Origin of the sequence: Phaeobacter gallaeciensis DSM 26640 (assembly GCF_000511385.1) — a bacterium.
Taxonomy (GTDB): Bacteria; Pseudomonadota; Alphaproteobacteria; order Rhodobacterales; family Rhodobacteraceae; genus Phaeobacter; species Phaeobacter gallaeciensis.
The window spans coordinates 89,127-106,428 of sequence record NC_023137.1 but is presented as its reverse complement, the minus strand read 5'-3'; the positions used below and the strand labels follow the sequence as shown (position 1 = coordinate 106,428).

The following is a 17,302-nucleotide window of genomic DNA, read 5'->3' as shown; positions in this document are numbered from 1 at the left end:
CCATGACAGACTACAACTACGACCTCATCATTATCGGCTCCGGTCCCTCTGGGCGGACTGCGGCTATTCAGGCCGGTAAACTGCACCGACGCGTGCTGGTGATCGACCGTAAGGACCGGCTGGGCGGTGTCTCGGTCCACACCGGCACCGTCCCGTCCAAAACCCTGCGTGAAACCGTTCTGAACCTCTCCGGCTGGCGCGAGCGCAGTTTCTATGGACGTGCCTACCGGGTCAAAGATCAGATTCAGGCCGAGGATCTGAAGGCCCGCCTGCATATGACGCTCGACCATGAGGTCGACGTGCTGGAACACCAGTTCAACCGCAATCACGTCGAGGTTCTGCCCGGCCTGGCCCGTTTTGTCGGCCCGAACGAGGTCGAAGTCGCAACCGAGGCAGGTGATACCACCCGTGTGACTGGCGAAAAATTCCTGATCGCCACCGGCACGCGGACCTATCGCCCGGACTACGTGCCTTTCAACGGCAAAACCGTGGTGGATGGCGATGAATTCCTTGAGATGGAGGAAATCCCCCGCTCACTGGTCGTCGTTGGTGCGGGCGTGATCGGCGTTGAATATGCCACCATGTTCTCCGCCCTTGACGTGCGCGTAACCTTGATTGAGCCGCGCGACACCTTCCTTGATTTCATCGACAGCACGCTGATCCAGGATTTCACCCATCAGATCCGCGAAAACGGTGTCGATCTGCGGCTTGGCTCGGCCATCACCAAGATTGAGGATGAGGGCAGCCATATCGAGGTCAGCCTCGAGAATGGGCGCCATGTACGCGGCGACATGTTGCTGTTTGCAGCGGGCCGTATGGGCAACACCGAGGCGCTGAACCTTGAAGCGGTCGGATTGGAGACGGATCATCGCGGTCGCCTCAGCGTGGATCGCAAATCCTACCAGACCACCGTGCCGCATATCTATGCCACCGGCGACGTGATCGGACATCCCTCGCTGGCCTCAACCTCACTGCAACAGGGCCGGGTTGCCGCCTGTCACGCACTGGAAACGCCCACCCTGCCGGAAAGCCCCTGGTTCCCCTACGGGATCTACTCGGTCCCCGAAATGTCCACCTGCGGCATGTCGGAGGAGGAATTGCAGGAACGGGGCATCCCCTATGAGATCGGCATCGCCCGCTTCCGCGAAACCTCACGCGGGCACATCATGGGGCTGGAGCACGGCATGCTGAAAATGCTGTTCTCCCTCAAAACCCGCCGGGTTCTGGGCGTCCAGATCGTCGGCGAAGGTGCGACCGAGCTGATCCACATTGCGCAGGCGGTTCTGAACCTCAAAGGCACGGTGGACTATTTCGTTCAGAACACCTTCAACTACCCAACCCTGGCCGAGGCATACAAGATCGCCGGCCTTGATGCCTTCAACCGGATGCCCATCCCTGATGAATTCAAGGTGAAGAAATCAGACGCGGAGAAACCCAAGCCCGCCGCCAAGGGTAAATCGACAGCCAAGGCAAAGCCAACCAAGGCTGCGGAGTAATGGCACTCTATATCGACGCCGATGCCTGCCCGGTCAAAGCCGAGGCAGAGCGCGTCGCAACCCGCCATAAGGTCACCATGTACGTGGTCTCCAATGGCGGGCTACGCCCGTCACAGAACCCGCTGGTGGAGACGGTGATCGTGTCAGAAGGTGCCGACGTGGCAGACATGTGGATCGCTGAACGCTGTGGCGCGGGCGATGTGGTGGTCACCGGTGACATCCCGCTGGCCGCAAAATGTATCGAGGCTGGCGCCCGTGTGCTGCGCCACAATGGCGAACGCTTCACTGAAGCCAACATCGGCCAGCAACTGGCGATGCGTGATCTGATGGCAGACCTGCGCGCCGCCAATCCGCTTGGCGCAGGCGGCAGCGGCAAGGGGTTTACCAAGGCGGATCGCTCCCGATTTCTGGATGCGCTGGAACGCGAGGTCCGCGCCGCGCAAAACAGCTGACGGCCGCCACCTTCGCCACCCCTTGCCCTTTTCCCTGCGGTAAGTCACTGATTGCAAGAAGACCAGTCCAAGGGGGACCAGATGTGACGCAGCAACCGGCCAGCCTATCGCTGTTTGGCGTCTTTGCCGCGATTGGGGCCGCTGTCTGCTTTTCCATCATAGACGTCATCTTCAAGTTTCTGTCAGGGGACTACCCGCTCTATCAGGTGGTGATGCTGCGCTCCGTGGTGGCAATGGTTGTTTTGCTGGTGCTGATCGTCCCGCTGGAGGGCGGCTACGCTATCCTGCGGACGCGTCAACCGCGCCTGCATTTGCTGCGTAGCCTCGCAGTGCTGTTTGCCAACCTCTGTTTCTTCACCGGTCTTGCGATCATGCCAATGGCTGAGGCGGTGGCCATCGCCTTTGCCACGCCACTGGTGGTGACCAGCCTGTCGGTTTTGTTCCTGAAAGAACGGGTCGGCCCCTGGCGTTGGATGGCGGTTGCCGTTGGATTTGCCGGCATCCTGATCATCATGCGCCCCGGTCCCGGCACCTTTCAGCCCGCTGCGATCCTGCCGTTTCTGGGGGCCTGCGGCTACGCCACGCTGCATGTCCTGACCCGACGTGCGGGCGGCGCGGACAAGGCGGCAACGCTCTCCTTTTATCCCACGTTGGGCTTCTTGCTGGTGAGCACCCTCGTGGGGCTGACAACCGGCGACGGGCGCTTTGCCAGTTCTGACAACGCCGGGGTACAGTTCATTCTGCGCGCCTGGATTTGGCCTGCGCCGCAGGACTGGATCCTGTTCCTGATCGTGGGACTGGCGGGGTCGATCGGGGGCTACCTCGTCAGCCAGGCCTATCGCCAATGCGAGGCCGGTCTCGTCGCCCCATTCGAATATATCGCCATGCCAATGGCCGTGATCTGGGGGGTATTGGTATTTGACGAATGGCCCGACGGGCCGGTCTGGATCGGATCAACCTTGATCATTGGCGCCGGGCTTGTTTCAGTCTGGCGCGAAACCCGCCGCAGTCGCCCGGCACCACGCCCGCGACCGCGCTCCACCGGATAGGAGAGCCTGAAGATGACCATTCAAGCCGTCGTTTTTGATATCGGCCGCGTGCTGATCGAATGGGAGCCCGAGCGTTTTTATGATGCCAAAATCGGCAAGGCTCGACGCGAAGCATTGTTTCACGAGGTCGATCTGCATGGCATGAACCTTGGCATAGACCGGGGGGAGGACTTCAGAGGCGCTGTTTACGCTCTTGCCGATCAACACCCGGAATGGGCTGAAGAAATTCGCCATTGGCACGACAGCTGGCTCCAGATGGCCAGCCCTGAAATCCCACACTCCGTCCGCCTGATGCGCGCGCTGCGGGAGCGCGGCGTGCCAGTGTTTGCGCTGACCAATTTTGGTGTCGGCACGTTCGAGCTGGCAAAGACCACCTACCCGTTCTTCAACGAATTCGATCAGGCCTTTGTGTCTGGTCATCTGCAAACCATCAAACCAGAGGGCGAGATCTACGCCCATCTGGAGCGAGATACGGGCGTGGCACCAGAACAGCTTCTCTTCACGGATGACCGCCCCGAAAATATCGAAGCCGCCGCCGCACGTGGCTGGCAGACCCATCTATTTACCCACCCTCAGACCTGGGCGGACCGTCTGGTTGCCGAAGGATTGCTGCCAGCGGAGGCCTCCCGATGAGCGCCATCCTGCAAATCCCTTTTGATCAGGGGGAAGCCAATCTTGACTGGCTCTCATTCTGCGACGCACTTGCCGCAGGCCACCAGTTGCCAAAGGCCGAAGTCACCGACAGTTTCCTCTACCGGGGTAAAGACACGCTGCTAAACCGCGCTGCCTGGATCGATGGTCTGGGTCTGGCGGTCAAAAGCGCCACAATCTTCCCCGGCAACCCGGATCAGGGTCACCCAATGATCAACGGCGCTGTCTGTCTCTATGCGGATCAGTCCGGCATGCTGGAGGCCTTGGCCGATTTCCATCTGGTGACCAAATGGAAAACCGCAGGGGACAGTCTTTTGGGCGCTCTGCGATTGGCCAACCCTGACAGCCGAGAGATCCTGATTGTCGGGGCCGGAACCGTTGGCGCATCGCTGATCGAAGCCTTCGGCACCGCCTACCCCAAGGCCCAGATCCGCGTCTGGAACCGCACCGCTGAGAAGGCCGAAGCGCTGGCCGACCGTTATCCCAACGCCAAAGTTGCCACCGATCTGGAAACCGCTGTAGGTGCCGCAGATATCATCGTGACCTGCACCATGTCCTCCACCCCTGTCATCAAGGGCGCGTGGTTGCGACCCGGTCAGCACCTCAACCTGATCGGCGCCTACCGTCCAGATATGCGCGAAGCCGATGATGAGGCGTTGCAACGCGCGGACATCTACTGCGACAGTTTCGACACCACCTTAGATCACATCGGTGAATTCAAGATCCCTCTCGCACAGGGAGTGATCAGCCGCGATGACGTGCGGGCAGATTTCTACGATCTGACGGCCTTCCCCCAATTCGACCCTGCCAGGATCACCTTGTTCAAGAACGGCGGTGGCGCCCATATGGATCTGATGACCAGTCGTCACATTCTGGATCGCTGGCAAGGGGGCGCATAGTCCCCCGCCGCGTCACTATCAGGTGGCAGCCAGCACAGTGCGCGGATGCTCCCGGATCGGCAAATGGACAATGGCGCTGAAGGCTCCGATCCCAACGCCGATCCACCAGACCAACGTGTAGTCACCATAGATGTCATACATCCGTCCCCCCAGCCAGACACCAAGGAAACTGCCCAGCTGGTGACTGAAGAACACAATCCCATAAAGCGTGCCCATATAGCGCAGCCCATAAAGATGTGCGACCAAGCCGGAAGTCAGCGGCACCGTGGCCAACCACAAAGACCCCATGACGATGGAAAACACGATCACAGTGACCGGCGTGATCGGCACAAGGATGAAGGCCGCCGCCGCAATCGTACGGCCGGTATAGATTGCCGCCAGCAGGTATTTCTTAGAGTAACGATTGCCAAGCCAACCCGCCAGCAGTGTCCCGCCCACATTTGCCGCGCCAATCAGGGAAATCGCCACCGCCCCGAGCGCGGATGTCGAGGTGATCCCGATGGAATACAGCGCACCACCCGGCAGGATCGGGCCGCACATCTCGGTAACAAAGGCCGGGAAATGCGCGGTGACAAAAGCCAGCTGATAGCCACAACTGAAGAAGCCAAGGAAAATCAACGTATAGGATGGATCCTTGAACGCCTTTTTCAGGATTGCGCCCATGCTCTCTTCCAGTTCGGCCTTAGAGGCGGCCTCAGGCGCGCGCATCAGTGGCAATGTGGCGATAAGCGCCAGAACAACCCCTGCAAACACCAGAAATACGCTCTGCCAGCTGAGGAAGGTCAACAACCACTCCGCAGTCGGCGCGCCAAAGATCTGCCCTGCAGACCCCGCCGCCGTCACAATGGCCAGTGACATCGAGCGGTTCTCATCCGAGCTGGCGCGACCAACCACGGCCAGCACCACGCCAAACCCGGTGCCCGCAATGCCAAAGCCAACAAGCCATTCATAGGCCTGCATCTCAAACGGAGTGGTCGCCCAAGCGCTGAACACCAGCCCGGCAGCATAGATCAGTGCCCCGATGATGATCGCCTTGCGGTCGCCAATTTTCTCTGCGATCGCACCAAAAATGGGCTGACCGATGCCCCAGGCCAGGTTCTGAATAGCAATCGCCAACGAGAATTCGGACCGGAGCCAGCCGAATTCCTCGGCAATCGGAATCTGGAACACGCCAAAGGAGGCGCGCACCGCAAAGCTCACCATAATGATCACGCAGCCCACGATCAGAACGGGGGTAAACAACGGTGTGGGTCTGCTCATGGCCTGTCTCCTTGCCGGACGATTTCCGGTCAGACGACGGTACGGGAAAACCACATCCGGTCAAATCAGGATTTTTGCGGCGATAGACAAGAATATTTGATGCATCAAATGTTACCCTTTATCCGGCAGGTCTGATTGGCCCGCCTCGTAGCATTCCAGATGCCGAGACCTACGCGGCGGACGTCCCTTCCCATCCGATGCCCACCACGTTATCCCTTGCGATATGACCCATTTGACCACGCTTTATCAGCAGAAAATCGACACAGGCGTGTTAAAGCCGGATCCCGCCCAGGAGGCCGTGCTTGCGCATTTTGATCGCATTGCCGAAGGGTTGAAAGCGCCGCCGGTCAAGCGTGGCCTGTTTCGCAAAGCCACCTACGAGTCTGTCACCGGCCTGTATCTCTGGGGCGGGGTCGGTCGGGGAAAATCGATGCTGATGGATCTATTTGTCGACAGCCTGGACGACATCCCATCACGTCGCGTGCATTTTCATGCCTTCATGCAGGAGATCCACGGCAAAATGCACGAGGCCCGTCAGCAAGGGGTCGAAGATGCGCTTGCCCCCGTGGCGGCAGAGGTGGCCGGATCGGTCCGACTGTTGGCTTTTGACGAAATGCAGATCACCGATATCACCGATGCGATGATTGTTGGGCGGTTGTTTGAGGCCTTGTTTGCCGCCGGTGTCACCGTGATCACCACCTCAAACCGGGTGCCCGATGACCTTTATAAGAACGGATTGAACCGACAGCTGTTTCTGCCGTTCATTGATCTCATCAAGCAGCAGATGCAGGTCCATGAGATGGTCAGCCCGGTTGACTACCGTCAGGATCGCCTCACTGGGGCGCAGGTCTATTTCTCACCGGTGAATGCTGACGCCAATGCAAAGATCCGCGCCATCTGGGAAGACCTCTCCGGCGGGCCTGCACAGCCACTGACGCTTGAGGTGAAGGGGCGCGAAGTCACCCTGCCCGCGTTCCGCAACGGGGTGGCCCGCGCCAGTTTTTATGACCTATGCGGCAAGATGCTCGGACCCGGCGATTATCTTGCTCTTGCCGAGGAGGTGAAGGTGCTGGTCCTCGAAGACATTCCCCGCCTCAGCCGTAACAACTTCAATGAAGCCAAGCGTTTTGTAACGCTGATCGACGCGCTCTATGAGGCAGGGGTGCGCCTGATCTGTTCCGCTGCGGCAGAACCGGAAATGCTCTATGTCGAAGGGGAAGGCACGTTTGAATTCGAACGCACCGCCTCGCGTCTGCGGGAGATGCAGGACCGGGACTGGGGGCGCGAGGCCTAAGGCGCGAAGGGGGCGCTGCCCCCTCGAAAGCAGGGCTTTCTCACCCCCGGAGTATTTTGAGAAAGGTGACTGGCCGACTGCGCTGCTGGCATACCGGCTATCAGCGTCACCCGTTGTTGCGCAGGATATGGCCCGCCAGATAGAGCGAACCGCAAATCAGCACCCGTGCCTGCGGATCCTTGGCAGTGATGGCCTGCAGCGCCGCCATGGTGCTCTGCGCCGTTCCTGCCGCGATGCCCACAGACTTGGCTGCGGCTTCGGTCTCTTCGGCGCTGAGGGTGTTGATCTCATCCGGGATTGAAATCGCCGTGAGGCTTTCAACATGCGGGGCCAGCGGGGCCATATAACCGCTCACATCCTTGGTGTTCAGCATGCCGCAGATCAGATGCGTGGACCGCGCGGGCAATCCCGCCAGCACCTCCGCCAGTGCCAGGCCTGCCGCCGCGTTATGACCGCCATCCAGCCACAGCTCAGCCGAGGGCGCGGCCTCGATCAACGGGCCGGTCTTGAGCCGCTGCATGCGGGCAGGCCATTCGGCATTGGCCATCGCGGCCTCGCAAGCCGCCTCATCAGCCCCCAGATGACGCAGGGTTGCCAGCGCCGCGCCTGCGTTCTGGATCTGATGTGCGCCCAATAGCGCGGGCAGCGGCAGGTCCAGGAGACCGTTTTCGTCCTGAAACACCAGCCGCCCGCGTTCCTCCCAGACATGCCAGTGTTGACCATAAGCGATCAATGGGGCACCAAGGCGGGTGGCGGTGGCCTCAATGACCTCCATCGCGTCCTCTGGCTGCGGGCCAACCACAACCGGCACGCCGCGTTTGATGATGCCGGCCTTTTCGCCCGCGATCTTGGTCAGGGTGTTGCCCAGAAACTGTTCGTGATCAATAGAAACCGGAGTGATCACCGAGACCTCAGGCGTGATGACATTGGTTGCATCCAGACGCCCGCCAAGGCCGACCTCCAACAGGGTGTAATCCGCAGGCACGCGCGAAAACGCCAGGAGGCCCGCCACCGTGGTGATTTCGAAATAGGTGATGTTCTCACCGCCGTTCTTGGCGTAGCACTCATCCAGCACGTCACTCAGATGCGGCTCCGAAATCAGCTCCCCCGCCAGCCGGATGCGTTCGTGGAACCGTGCCAGATGCGGCGAGGTATAAGCGTGGACACTCTTGCCCATCCCCTCAAGCCCGGCACGGATCATCGCCTGGGTGGAGCCCTTGCCGTTGGTACCCGCCAGATGGATCACCGGCGGCAGCTTCTCCTGCGGATTATCCAGCGCCGCAAGCAACCGCCAGACCCGGTCCAGCGTCAGGTCGATAATCTTAGGGTGCAGCGCCATCATGCGGGCAAGGATCGCGTCGGAGGTCTGGGTCATTTTGCGGCTCATTGATGTAGGCGATTTTACGAGGGCAATATAGAAACGGCCCGCGCGCAGGACGAGCGGGCCGTAATATCACAATTCTAGCAGGATCAGGTCCCTGATACCGGTGCGTCTGCGGCACCACTGGCATCATTCGCGGCCTGCTCGCTCTCATCCGGTGCAGGCAGGTCACCAACAATCTGCGGAGGCAGGTCCAGAAGCATCCGGGTGATCTTGATCAACTCCTCACGCATTTCGGTGCGCGGTGTTACGCGATCCAACATGCCGTGATCCAGCAGGTATTCGGCGCGCTGGAACCCTTCGGGCAGTTTCTCGCGAATGGTCTGTTCGATCACACGGGGACCGGCAAAACAGATCAATGCGTTGGGCTCAGAAATATGCACATCCCCCAACATCGCATAAGAGGCGGTCACACCCCCGGTGGTCGGATGGGTCAGCACCACAATATAAGGCAGACCTGCCTCTTTCAGCATCTGGACCGCAACTGTGGTCCGGGGCATCTGCATCAGCGACAGGATCCCCTCCTGCATGCGCGCACCGCCTGCGGCAGAAAACAGTACCAACGGGCGTTTCAGTTTCACGGCCTCTTCAGCAGCGGCAATGATCGCATTGCCAACATACATGCCCATGGATCCCGCCATGAAGGAGAAGTCCTGCGCGGCGGCGATGATCGGGGTCCGGCCAATTTCACCGGCGGCCACCAGCATCGCCTCTTTCTCGGCGGTCGTCTTCTGCGCTGCTTTCATCCGGTCAGGATAGCGTTTCTGATCCCGGAACTTCAGCGGATCCGCCAGTGGCTCAGGCACGGCAACCTCGGTGAAAACGCCGCCATCAAACAGCGCCAGAAAACGGTCGCGGGGGGTGATGTGCATGTGATGCCCGCAGTTGTTGCAGACATTCAGATTGTCGCTCAGCTCACGGTGAAACAGCATGGTGCCGCATTCATCGCATTTGCGCCAAAGGTTCTCGGGAACTTCGCGGCGCGAGAAGATCGAATTGATCCGCGGCCGGACGTAGTTGGTGATCCAGTTCATAAGCCATGCCTTTGTAGGGGCGGTTTGGACCTTCAAATAAGGCCCCGCGCGTCTAAATGCAATCAGCGCCGGATGGCAAGCCGCGCAACCAGCCAGCAAAGCCCCATAACCGCGAAGTCGAGCCACAGCATCTGCCGCAATACGACAGGGTCAGACAGCTCAAACGGCACCAGAAAAAGGGCCAGACCAGACAGGGTGGTTGGAGAGCCAAACAGCAGGATCGCAATGATGTTATTGACAAAATGGACGGCCATTGCCGGACCCAGTGTGCCCGCACGCGCAGTGAGATCCGCCATCAGCAAACCAAATCCGCCAGCCCAAAGCGCAATGAGAGGCGCATTCACCCCCGCATCCCCCGGCGCGTAGTGACCCACCGCAAAAATCGCAGATGGCACGAAAAGCCAGATCAGCGGGTGCAGACCGCGCGCAGCAAGTGTCTGCTGAAGGTAGCCGCGAAACAGGATCTCCTCCGCACTGATCTGTATGAAGATCGCAATCAACGCCAGAGGCAACAGGCGCAGCCACTGATGCAGCGCAAGATTCGGCACCAGATCCGACATCACGCCACCATCCAGCCCTATCGGCAGGATCAGCCAGAGCAGCGCCAGCACGACCATCAGGACGGAAAGACGCAGGGAGGTGCGACCAAACTGTTGCAGCGCCAACGGCATGGGGCCAATCACGCTGCTCAAACTGCGACGGTGCAACAGACGTAGTGCACAGGCAACAGCAATTGTCACACAGAGAAAACTACTCAGGAGGACCAGCATCGCGACCGGCGATCCGCCGGTCGGCAGATCGCGGACCCACGCGCCCGGAAACGCTACGATCAGCGTTTGCACGGCTACCGCAGTCAACGCATAGCTGAGCACGCCAATAAGAAGCAAACCCAGCAACAGGCGCCAGAGTTGCGGCGCAGACCGCGCCGCCGGATCGACCAGCAGGTCATGGGCGGCATAGGCTGTTGTCGCGGGCTTAGTGAACATTGCCGGCACGCTCCTCCGCGACGATGGCGGCAGCTGCGACCGCTGGTGTGTCCTCGCCAGAGACATTCTGAGCCGCTGCCCGTGCCACGCCTGCCACCTGCACCAGATGCCGCGAGACAGTCTCCAGCAGTTGCACCGCAACACCGGCATCCGCTTCGATCACGGCGCGGTATTCTTCGGCACCAATCCTGAGGAAGCGGCAATCCTCCACCGCGATCAGATCCAGCTGCCGTTTGTCGTTCAGGATCACGGCCAGATCCCCGATCAACCGCCCCGGCTCAATCTGCGAAATCGGTGTGCTCTCCGCAGTGCTGTCCGGCCAGAACAAATCCGCCTTGCCGGACAGGCAGAGGAACACCGCGTCGCCGGCGTCTCCATATTGAAAGACATGGTCGCCCTTGGCCACGTCATGCCAGCGCGCCGAGAAGGCCAACAGTCGCTGATTTCGTGCATCCAGTTTCGAGAACAGCTCTGTGCTCTGGATCAGTTCCAGCCGTTTACCCAGGTCGTTTCGTGCAGCACTCTCCATCGGATCGGTCAGATTGCCTTCAACGCCGTCAATCCGACCATTTTGAATTTTCACAAAAATATCATAGCGCTCCGGGTGGTTGAACTGGTCTTCCAGAAACAGCATCGTGGCATTTGGCATCAGCTTGGAAAGCCGTTCACGGGATTCTAACCTGCTTGCACTGTCATGGCTCGCTAAGGCGCGGTCCAGAATCAGGATATCGGGCCGCTTGATCGCCGCCCGGGTAAAGGCCGCGCGCTCCTGAAACACAGGTTCCAACGCAGTTCCGCCCAGACCGGCCGGCAAATCATAAAGGATCAGCGCCAGACGCTTGCGCAGCCCGTGTTCTTCCAACACTTCGGCGACCAGATCCTCGACCTGCTTGGCCTTGGCACCCGCGCTGAGCGACAGCCGGCCGTAGAGCACGTTTTCCAGCACGGTCAGCCGCGGCAGATAGGCGTCAGGCGTAATGGAGACAAAGAGATCACCCAATTGCGCCTGCAGCGCTGGTGCCACATCACGTCGCATATCCAGGATGCGCTGCTTGAACCGCTCCGGAAATGCTGTGCCGATTTGCTCCTCAGAGATCAGAAACGGCACCGAGGCCAGCAACACCCGTTCGTCCTCGCCCAGCCCGGACACGCCCAGCGTGGCCTGGCGGTCAGCAACCTCGGCGATGCGTTGATACAGCGCCTCGTCCAACCCAAGCCGCTTGAACAACGGGTGATTTGTGTCCTCTCGACCAAAGGTCTGCCGCAAGGTGTCCATCACCCCAAGACCGAAGGTTATCACGTCTTGCTGCAGGCCATGATCCCGCAAAGCGCTGATAATCGGCCCGTCTTCCGCAATCAGCTCCTCGGGCGCGAGAGGGCGGGTGGGCGCGGCAAAAAGGATATTGCCGCCCAGAGGAACCGCTGGATTGAACACCTCCGGCTCAAAACGATGCACCACATCAGCAAGGCCCGCATGCTTCAGCCGCTCCGCCACAAGAGGGCGCAAGGCAATGATCTGCTGCACAAGGCCAAGATGCGGACCAATCTGAAACCGGGTGTGCAGGGTGCGACGGAACAGCTGCTCGTCGATGCCCATCGCCTCGACCAGCTGAAACCACCAGTCACGCAGCTCGCTTTCGGATCCAAGCCCTGCCAGCGCCGGGTTGATCCAATCCGCAGCTAATGGATCCGGGCTATTACCGGCACGGCAGGCTTCGGTCATTACACGGCTCTTGCCACGGGACTCGCTGCCTGCAGGCATATGCGGATGATCGCGCAGCGACATCAGCACATTGTCGCCAAGTGAGCCATTAAACAGATAGGGCCGCGAATAGGCATAGCCGACGCGCGCCGCGATCACCCCCTGATGCAGTTGGTCCAGCCGATGCCCTGCAATCGTCACCGACCCGCGAAATGGCACAACCTCCCGCGTCAGCAGTGCTGCAAAAGCCGCGCGCTCCGCCTCGCTGCTACTCTGGATTGCAACACGTCCCCCCGCCGGAATGGTCAGCGACAAATCCTCCAGCACCATATTTCCGTCGGCATCTTTCACCGAAACATTGCGCAATTCGATGGCGCCGCGCAGATGAGGGATATCCGTCGGCGCGCCCTCGATCAGCTCCTCCGGAATCATGCCCTTGGGCGCGAAACGATCGGTCATGATCGACCAGCGCAGGCTCATATCCTGCACCTGATTGTAGTAGGTCAGCAATTCTCGCCACGGGGCTGACAGATCCTTGTAAGCGGCCAATGCGGCTACCAATGCGCCCACCGTGATATCGCCGCGGATCGCCAGCACACCGCCGGCGGAATAAAACACAAACGGCGTCAGGTGACCGATCATGTTGTTGAGAAACTTCATGAAGTATTTTTTGGTGTAGATCCGCCGCCGAATATCGAACAGCCGTCCCAGACGTGCCGATATCTGCGCCAGCCGATACCGGCGGCCACCATTGATCCGCAGATCCCCGATCCCAGCGGCGGTTTCGCCAATCTCTGCTGAAAAAGCCCGCACCTCCTGAATGCGGTCCTTGTTCAGCAGGTTGATCTGACGTTGCAGCATCGGGATCAGCCAGGCCTGCAATGGGATCAGCGCCACCGAGGCCAGTCCGAACCACACGCTTTGCATAAAGAGAAACGCGACAATCGTCAGCATCTGCCCGGCTTGAAACACAGGCTGCGCCACAGCGTCGCCCATCAGGCCACCCATCGGTTCTGATTCCGAGGTGATCATGGAGACAAGCTCACCCTGGCTGGTGGTCCTGAAATACGGCGCGGGAAACCGCATCATCCGGTTGATCAGCGTGTACCGCAGGCGCCGCAGCAGACGTTCGGCGACGATGCCCTTCATGGTATTGAGGCGCATCTTCAAAAGGCCACTGATCAGAACCGCGGCTAAAAACCCAACACACAGCAGCAGCAGATAGTCGACCTGCCCGATTTCTTGCCCCAGAACCTCAACCTGATCCATCGGCGCACCGATAGCGTCGTTGATAATCCGCTTGGGCAATTCCAACGCCGCATAGAGGAAGGGGAACGTGACCATGGTCAACGCCAACAGACCTATCTGCTGGCGCCGCGAATAGGTCCAGATGAATGAAAACAGGGTGGATTGCATCCCCTGCTCCTTTTGCGTGTCGGAAGATCTTAGCGAGAAATCGCTTGCTGGCTGTGCAGCGGTCAGACCGTAATCATTGCCCCCTGACATTACAAGGCAACACCCGGTCGACTTTTACGTGAGATGCTTGCTCCGACACGCCCCTCAGACTATGCCAAGCTTGAGCAGAACAACGACAGGCAGAAACCGCTGTGACCATCGTAAGCAACGGAAACAAAGAACCTATTCTGGATGGAGAGCAGGCTGCACAACACGCGGAAAACGGGTGCGCCTCAATCTCGGAGGGTCGATCCAAGTGTGGCTTTTCTACCGCCTTTGCACAGTGGTTTTGCGGTGGCGCACAGCGGATATCGTCAACGATCGAGCGATACGGGTTGGCACGACTGGCGCTAATGGTGGTCGCCCCACTCGCGCTGGCGGGATGCACTGCCGGAACCGGCGCATCACTGGTCGCGGATACAGCTGATCCTCAACCCGGCGATATCACCCGTATGAGCTTTGCCAGCGACACCATTCACCTCGTTCCGCCAACCGGATTTTGCATCGACCCCCGCATGACCGGCCACCGCGCCGAAGGGGGCTTTGCCATCGTGGTCCCCTGCTCCAGCCTGCGCCCCGGACCCTCGAACCGCAATCGCGCCTTGATAACAGTTGCTGTTGGGCCGGCCGGACCTGCGGATGAAGCCCTGACCAGCGCGGATCTGCTGAAAAATGCGCCCGGCGCGCGACTGCTGACAGAGCGGAACGATATGATGCTGCCATTGGTCAAGCTAAACATGCCGGATCACCGCGCCCGAGGTGCCAGCCCGGTCCATTGGCGCGGTGCCTTTGTGCTGAACGATCAACTGGTGGCGCTTGCGCTTTATGCCCCCGGCGGCAGTCGCAACCTCGGCGGGCGCGGCGCCCGACTGCTGAATGAGTTGACCGCTAAAACGCTTGAAGCCTCCGTAACCGCGGATCTGCCCCCCAGCCCCGATGCCGCCGCGCAATAGTGCCCCGTATCCGGGCTGCAAACAGTCGGCGCCCCCGCCAATACCATCGCCCGGCAAGATTACCGGCCCGGAGGTTTGTCAGCGCCCATCGCTTTGGCTAGGGTCAGAAAAAACAATGCGTATGTCGCTAGGTGTTGCATCGCGCCAAAAATGACAGGACGCAGGACAGGATATTGAGCCTATGGGCAGGACGATTGAAAAGCTGCTATTCAAACGCGTGCTGAAGCGATGGCGACGCCTTGCGCAACAGGCCCCCAAAGCGTCCCTCAGCCGGCTGAGGGAGCAGCGCAACCGCGCCAGAACACTACGCCTGCATCTGGATCAACTGATTCATATCGCCGAAAGTCGGCTGGCACTGCCGCAAATCGGCTCAAACGCCTTTCCGCGCCCCCATGGCACAGACTGGGGCTGGCGCCCGGAACTCTGGCGCGGCCCGCTGCCTGTTCCCGGTGCCTCCGCGGTTCCCAGCAAAACCCGGCTCGGCCATGAGGTGCAGCTGTTTCATGACTGTGCCGTCTCGGAACTCACCCTGCGCCAGCTGCGCAACAACCGTGAGGAAGACCTTGCCCCTTATGGCGTCCGCCTGGATGTGTTCCGCTTTGACGGCTCATTCCTGTCGCTGGTCATTGAGCTGCCGCAAGAGGTGACTCACGGGCTAAGCCGCGATCATCTGCTGCGGGTGGATTGCACGGTGGAAACCGAAAACCCGATAGAAATCTTTGCGCGGCTCAACATCAAGCATGGTCCGAACACCGAACAATTGGTGCGTGAAATGCCCATGAGCGACAAACGGACCCACGTCGAATATGATCTCGCCTATGCCGAGCTGAACGAAAAACGCGTCGAGCGGCTGTGGCTGGAACTGATCTTTGAAGCCCCGGAAATGAATCAGGTGACCCTACGCGATCTCACCCTGTCCCGCAGCCGCCGCGCCAGTCTCTAACCCGCATTCGAAAGGCCTGACATGAGCCAGCTGACATTGACCAAAATTCGTTTTCGCGACGGCCTGTGGGAAGGGCGCATCGGGGACACGGGATCCTCAGGCTCCACGCCCGTAATAGAAGTGCGCCACTTGGATCGCCTTGTGCCAGATGTCGCCCTCGAAGAAAGTGAAACCGCCGGTGAATGGTCCCTTACCATCCCAATTCCAACCGAAGCGATTGCCGATGGTGTCCAGAGTTTTGTGATTTATGATCTGACGACGGATGCAAAGCTAGGCGATTTCACCCTCATCTGCGGCGAACTTACCGGTGATGATCTACGAGTTGAGGTGGAACTGCTGCGCGCCGAACTCGATATGCTGAAACGTGCCTTTCGTCGTCACTGCGTCGAAACACAATGACGGCTCGCGCGAGGCGAACTAGGCTCTAACAAGGGCAGAATGCTGACGCGCCACTGCGCTATCAGCTCCGAGATTTTGTCAGCGCCAGAAACACATCTTCCAGATCGGCCTCTTCGGTTTTAACGTCCCGGATCGAAATCCCGGCCTCACGTACCGCCGACAAAACCTCTTCTGCGCTCGTCTGATTGCCGTGGTAGCGCAGGATCACCGCACCATCACCACGCAACTCCGACGCGATTCCATCGCCCACTGGCAATGTCGTCACCGGATGCGCCGGGTGGACCACCATCGCCTTTGCATCCAACCGCCCCAGCAGATTTGCCGTGGTGTCGCGCGCCACCAGCTCACCCTGATTGATGATCGCGATTTCATCACACATTTCCTCGGCCTCTTCGAGATAATGTGTGGTCAGAATAATGGTCATGCCTTGCGCGTTCAGCTTGCGGATATTCTCCCACAGCATCTGGCGCAATTCGATATCCACACCTGCTGTCGGCTCGTCCAGAACGAGGATATTCGGATGATGGACCAGCGCCTTGCCCAGCAGCAACCGCCGCTGCATCCCGCCCGACAGAGTTCGGGCATAAGCATGTGCCTTATCTTCCAACCCCACCATACGCAGAATATCATCGCTGCGACGTTCGGTTTTTGGCACCCCGTACAATCCTGCCTGCACTTCAAGCGCACCGCGCGGGCTGAAAAACGGATCCAGATTCAACTCCTGCGGCATGACCCCGATGGAGGCACGGGACTGGCGCGGGTTTTCATCCTGATCGAAGCCCCAGATCGTGACCTTTCCCGCCGTTTTCAGCACCAGCCCGGCCAGGATATTGATCATGGTGGATTTGCCGGCACCGTTGGGGCCGAGAAGACCAAAGACCGATCCACGCGGAATGCTCAGATCCACGCCTTTCAGCGCGTCTTTGGCAGGCTGCCCCCTGCGGCCCTTGTAGGTTTTCTGCAAACCTTCGATACGGATTGCGTCCTCAGTCATTGCGGCCCTTGCCCCCGGTTTTCCCTTGGCTCATAAAAGCCACTAACTGATAACCAAGAGGACCGCCAGAGATGACCATCGAAGCGCCGGAAACCAAGATCGTGGACAGCTACCGCGTCGCCTGCGACGGCAGCGAAGGTGCGTTGGGACATCCGCGGGTCTACCTGCAAATCCCCGAGGCCGAAGGCTTCGTCGAATGCCCCTATTGCGATTGCAAATTCATCCATAAGGACGCTGTGGACAGGCAAGCGTAACGGCCTGCTACTCCTCTCTATTCTGACAAGACGCCGCCAGCCTTGGCGGCGTTTTTCGTATGCGCATACACTCCCGCCCACCGTCAACAGCACAGGTTGA

Annotated in this window: 16 protein-coding genes; 10 read left to right on the top strand and 6 right to left on the bottom strand. The window is 59.7% G+C overall.

The window, feature by feature from the left end; genetic code table 11:
- The first annotated feature begins 2 nt into the window (after positions 1–2).
- From sthA to GAL_RS00415, 5 genes are all read left to right on the top strand, one after another.
- Positions 3–1,496, top strand: coding sequence for a Si-specific NAD(P)(+) transhydrogenase (gene sthA / locus GAL_RS00435; RefSeq protein ID WP_024095641.1), 1,494 nt, complete (start codon positions 3–5; stop codon positions 1,494–1,496).
- The gene (locus GAL_RS00430; protein ID WP_024095640.1) at positions 1,496–1,948 is read left to right on the top strand and encodes a YaiI/YqxD family protein; all 453 of its coding nucleotides are present in this window, start codon (positions 1,496–1,498) and stop codon (positions 1,946–1,948) included. Before sthA ends, GAL_RS00430 begins: the two co-directional genes overlap by 1 nt.
- An 83-nt stretch (positions 1,949–2,031) precedes the next feature.
- Positions 2,032–2,997, top strand: coding sequence for a DMT family transporter (locus GAL_RS00425; RefSeq protein WP_024095639.1), 966 nt, complete (start codon positions 2,032–2,034; stop codon positions 2,995–2,997).
- A 12-nt stretch (positions 2,998–3,009) separates the two neighbouring features.
- Positions 3,010–3,630: an HAD family hydrolase gene (locus GAL_RS00420; RefSeq protein ID WP_024095638.1), complete on the top strand. Its 621-nt coding sequence runs from the start codon at positions 3,010–3,012 to the stop codon at positions 3,628–3,630.
- On the top strand, positions 3,627–4,547 hold the full coding sequence (locus tag GAL_RS00415) for an ornithine cyclodeaminase family protein (protein ID WP_024095637.1): 921 nt from the start codon (positions 3,627–3,629) through the stop codon (positions 4,545–4,547). Before GAL_RS00420 ends, GAL_RS00415 begins: the two co-directional genes overlap by 4 nt.
- A gap of 18 nt (positions 4,548–4,565) precedes the next feature.
- On the opposite strand, the gene GAL_RS00410 is transcribed toward GAL_RS00415, so the two are convergent.
- Entirely contained in the window at positions 4,566–5,807 is a 1,242-nt protein-coding gene (locus tag GAL_RS00410) for an MFS transporter (protein WP_024095636.1), read from the bottom strand.
- Positions 5,808–6,030: 223 nt separating this feature from the next.
- On the opposite strand from GAL_RS00410, the gene zapE reads away from it, so the two are divergent.
- Positions 6,031–7,101 carry a cell division protein ZapE gene (gene zapE, locus GAL_RS00405; RefSeq protein WP_024095635.1) on the top strand — a complete coding sequence of 357 codons (1,071 nt, stop codon included), beginning with the start codon at positions 6,031–6,033 and terminating at the stop codon, positions 7,099–7,101.
- Positions 7,102–7,207: 106 nt separating this feature from the next.
- On the opposite strand, the gene GAL_RS00400 is transcribed toward zapE, so the two are convergent.
- The 4 genes from GAL_RS00400 to GAL_RS00385 all read right to left on the bottom strand — a co-directional run bounded on the left by GAL_RS00400 (position 7,208) and on the right by GAL_RS00385 (position 13,710).
- The gene (locus tag GAL_RS00400; protein WP_024095634.1) at positions 7,208–8,476 is read right to left on the bottom strand and encodes a bifunctional folylpolyglutamate synthase/dihydrofolate synthase; all 1,269 of its coding nucleotides are present in this window, start codon (positions 8,474–8,476) and stop codon (positions 7,208–7,210) included.
- A gap of 95 nt (positions 8,477–8,571) precedes the next feature.
- The gene (gene accD, locus GAL_RS00395; RefSeq protein ID WP_024095633.1) at positions 8,572–9,516 is read right to left on the bottom strand and encodes an acetyl-CoA carboxylase, carboxyltransferase subunit beta; all 945 of its coding nucleotides are present in this window, start codon (positions 9,514–9,516) and stop codon (positions 8,572–8,574) included.
- A gap of 62 nt (positions 9,517–9,578) precedes the next feature.
- On the bottom strand, positions 9,579–10,502 hold the full coding sequence (locus GAL_RS00390; RefSeq protein WP_024095632.1) for a CPBP family intramembrane glutamic endopeptidase: 924 nt from the start codon (positions 10,500–10,502) through the stop codon (positions 9,579–9,581).
- Positions 10,492–13,710 (bottom strand): ABC transporter transmembrane domain-containing protein, encoded by a 3,219-nt coding sequence (locus tag GAL_RS00385; protein ID WP_040104266.1) that lies wholly within the window; start codon positions 13,708–13,710, stop codon positions 10,492–10,494. The genes GAL_RS00390 and GAL_RS00385 overlap by 11 nt, the downstream gene beginning before the upstream one ends.
- Positions 13,711–14,012: 302 nt before the next feature.
- Between GAL_RS00385 and GAL_RS00380 the strand changes: the two genes are divergently transcribed.
- The 3 genes from GAL_RS00380 (at position 14,013) to GAL_RS00370 (ending at position 15,954) form a co-directional block, all read left to right on the top strand.
- The gene (locus tag GAL_RS00380; protein ID WP_040104267.1) at positions 14,013–14,612 is read left to right on the top strand and encodes a hypothetical protein; all 600 of its coding nucleotides are present in this window, start codon (positions 14,013–14,015) and stop codon (positions 14,610–14,612) included.
- A 181-nt stretch (positions 14,613–14,793) separates the two neighbouring features.
- Positions 14,794–15,555 carry a DUF6478 family protein gene (locus tag GAL_RS00375; protein WP_024095629.1) on the top strand — a complete coding sequence of 254 codons (762 nt, stop codon included), beginning with the start codon at positions 14,794–14,796 and terminating at the stop codon, positions 15,553–15,555.
- Positions 15,556–15,576: 21 nt separating this feature from the next.
- A complete protein-coding gene (locus GAL_RS00370) occupies positions 15,577–15,954 on the top strand; it encodes a hypothetical protein (protein ID WP_024095628.1) in 378 nt (125 codons plus the stop codon).
- 61 nt (positions 15,955–16,015) lie between these two features.
- On the opposite strand, the gene GAL_RS00365 is transcribed toward GAL_RS00370, so the two are convergent.
- Positions 16,016–16,948, bottom strand: coding sequence for an ABC transporter ATP-binding protein (locus GAL_RS00365; RefSeq protein ID WP_024095627.1), 933 nt, complete (start codon positions 16,946–16,948; stop codon positions 16,016–16,018).
- Between the two features lie 71 nt (positions 16,949–17,019).
- Here GAL_RS00365 and GAL_RS00360 point away from each other — a divergent pair, with 71 nt between their 5' ends.
- Positions 17,020–17,202: a zinc-finger domain-containing protein gene (locus tag GAL_RS00360; protein ID WP_024095626.1), complete on the top strand. Its 183-nt coding sequence runs from the start codon at positions 17,020–17,022 to the stop codon at positions 17,200–17,202.
- The last annotated feature ends 100 nt before the right edge of the window (positions 17,203–17,302 follow it).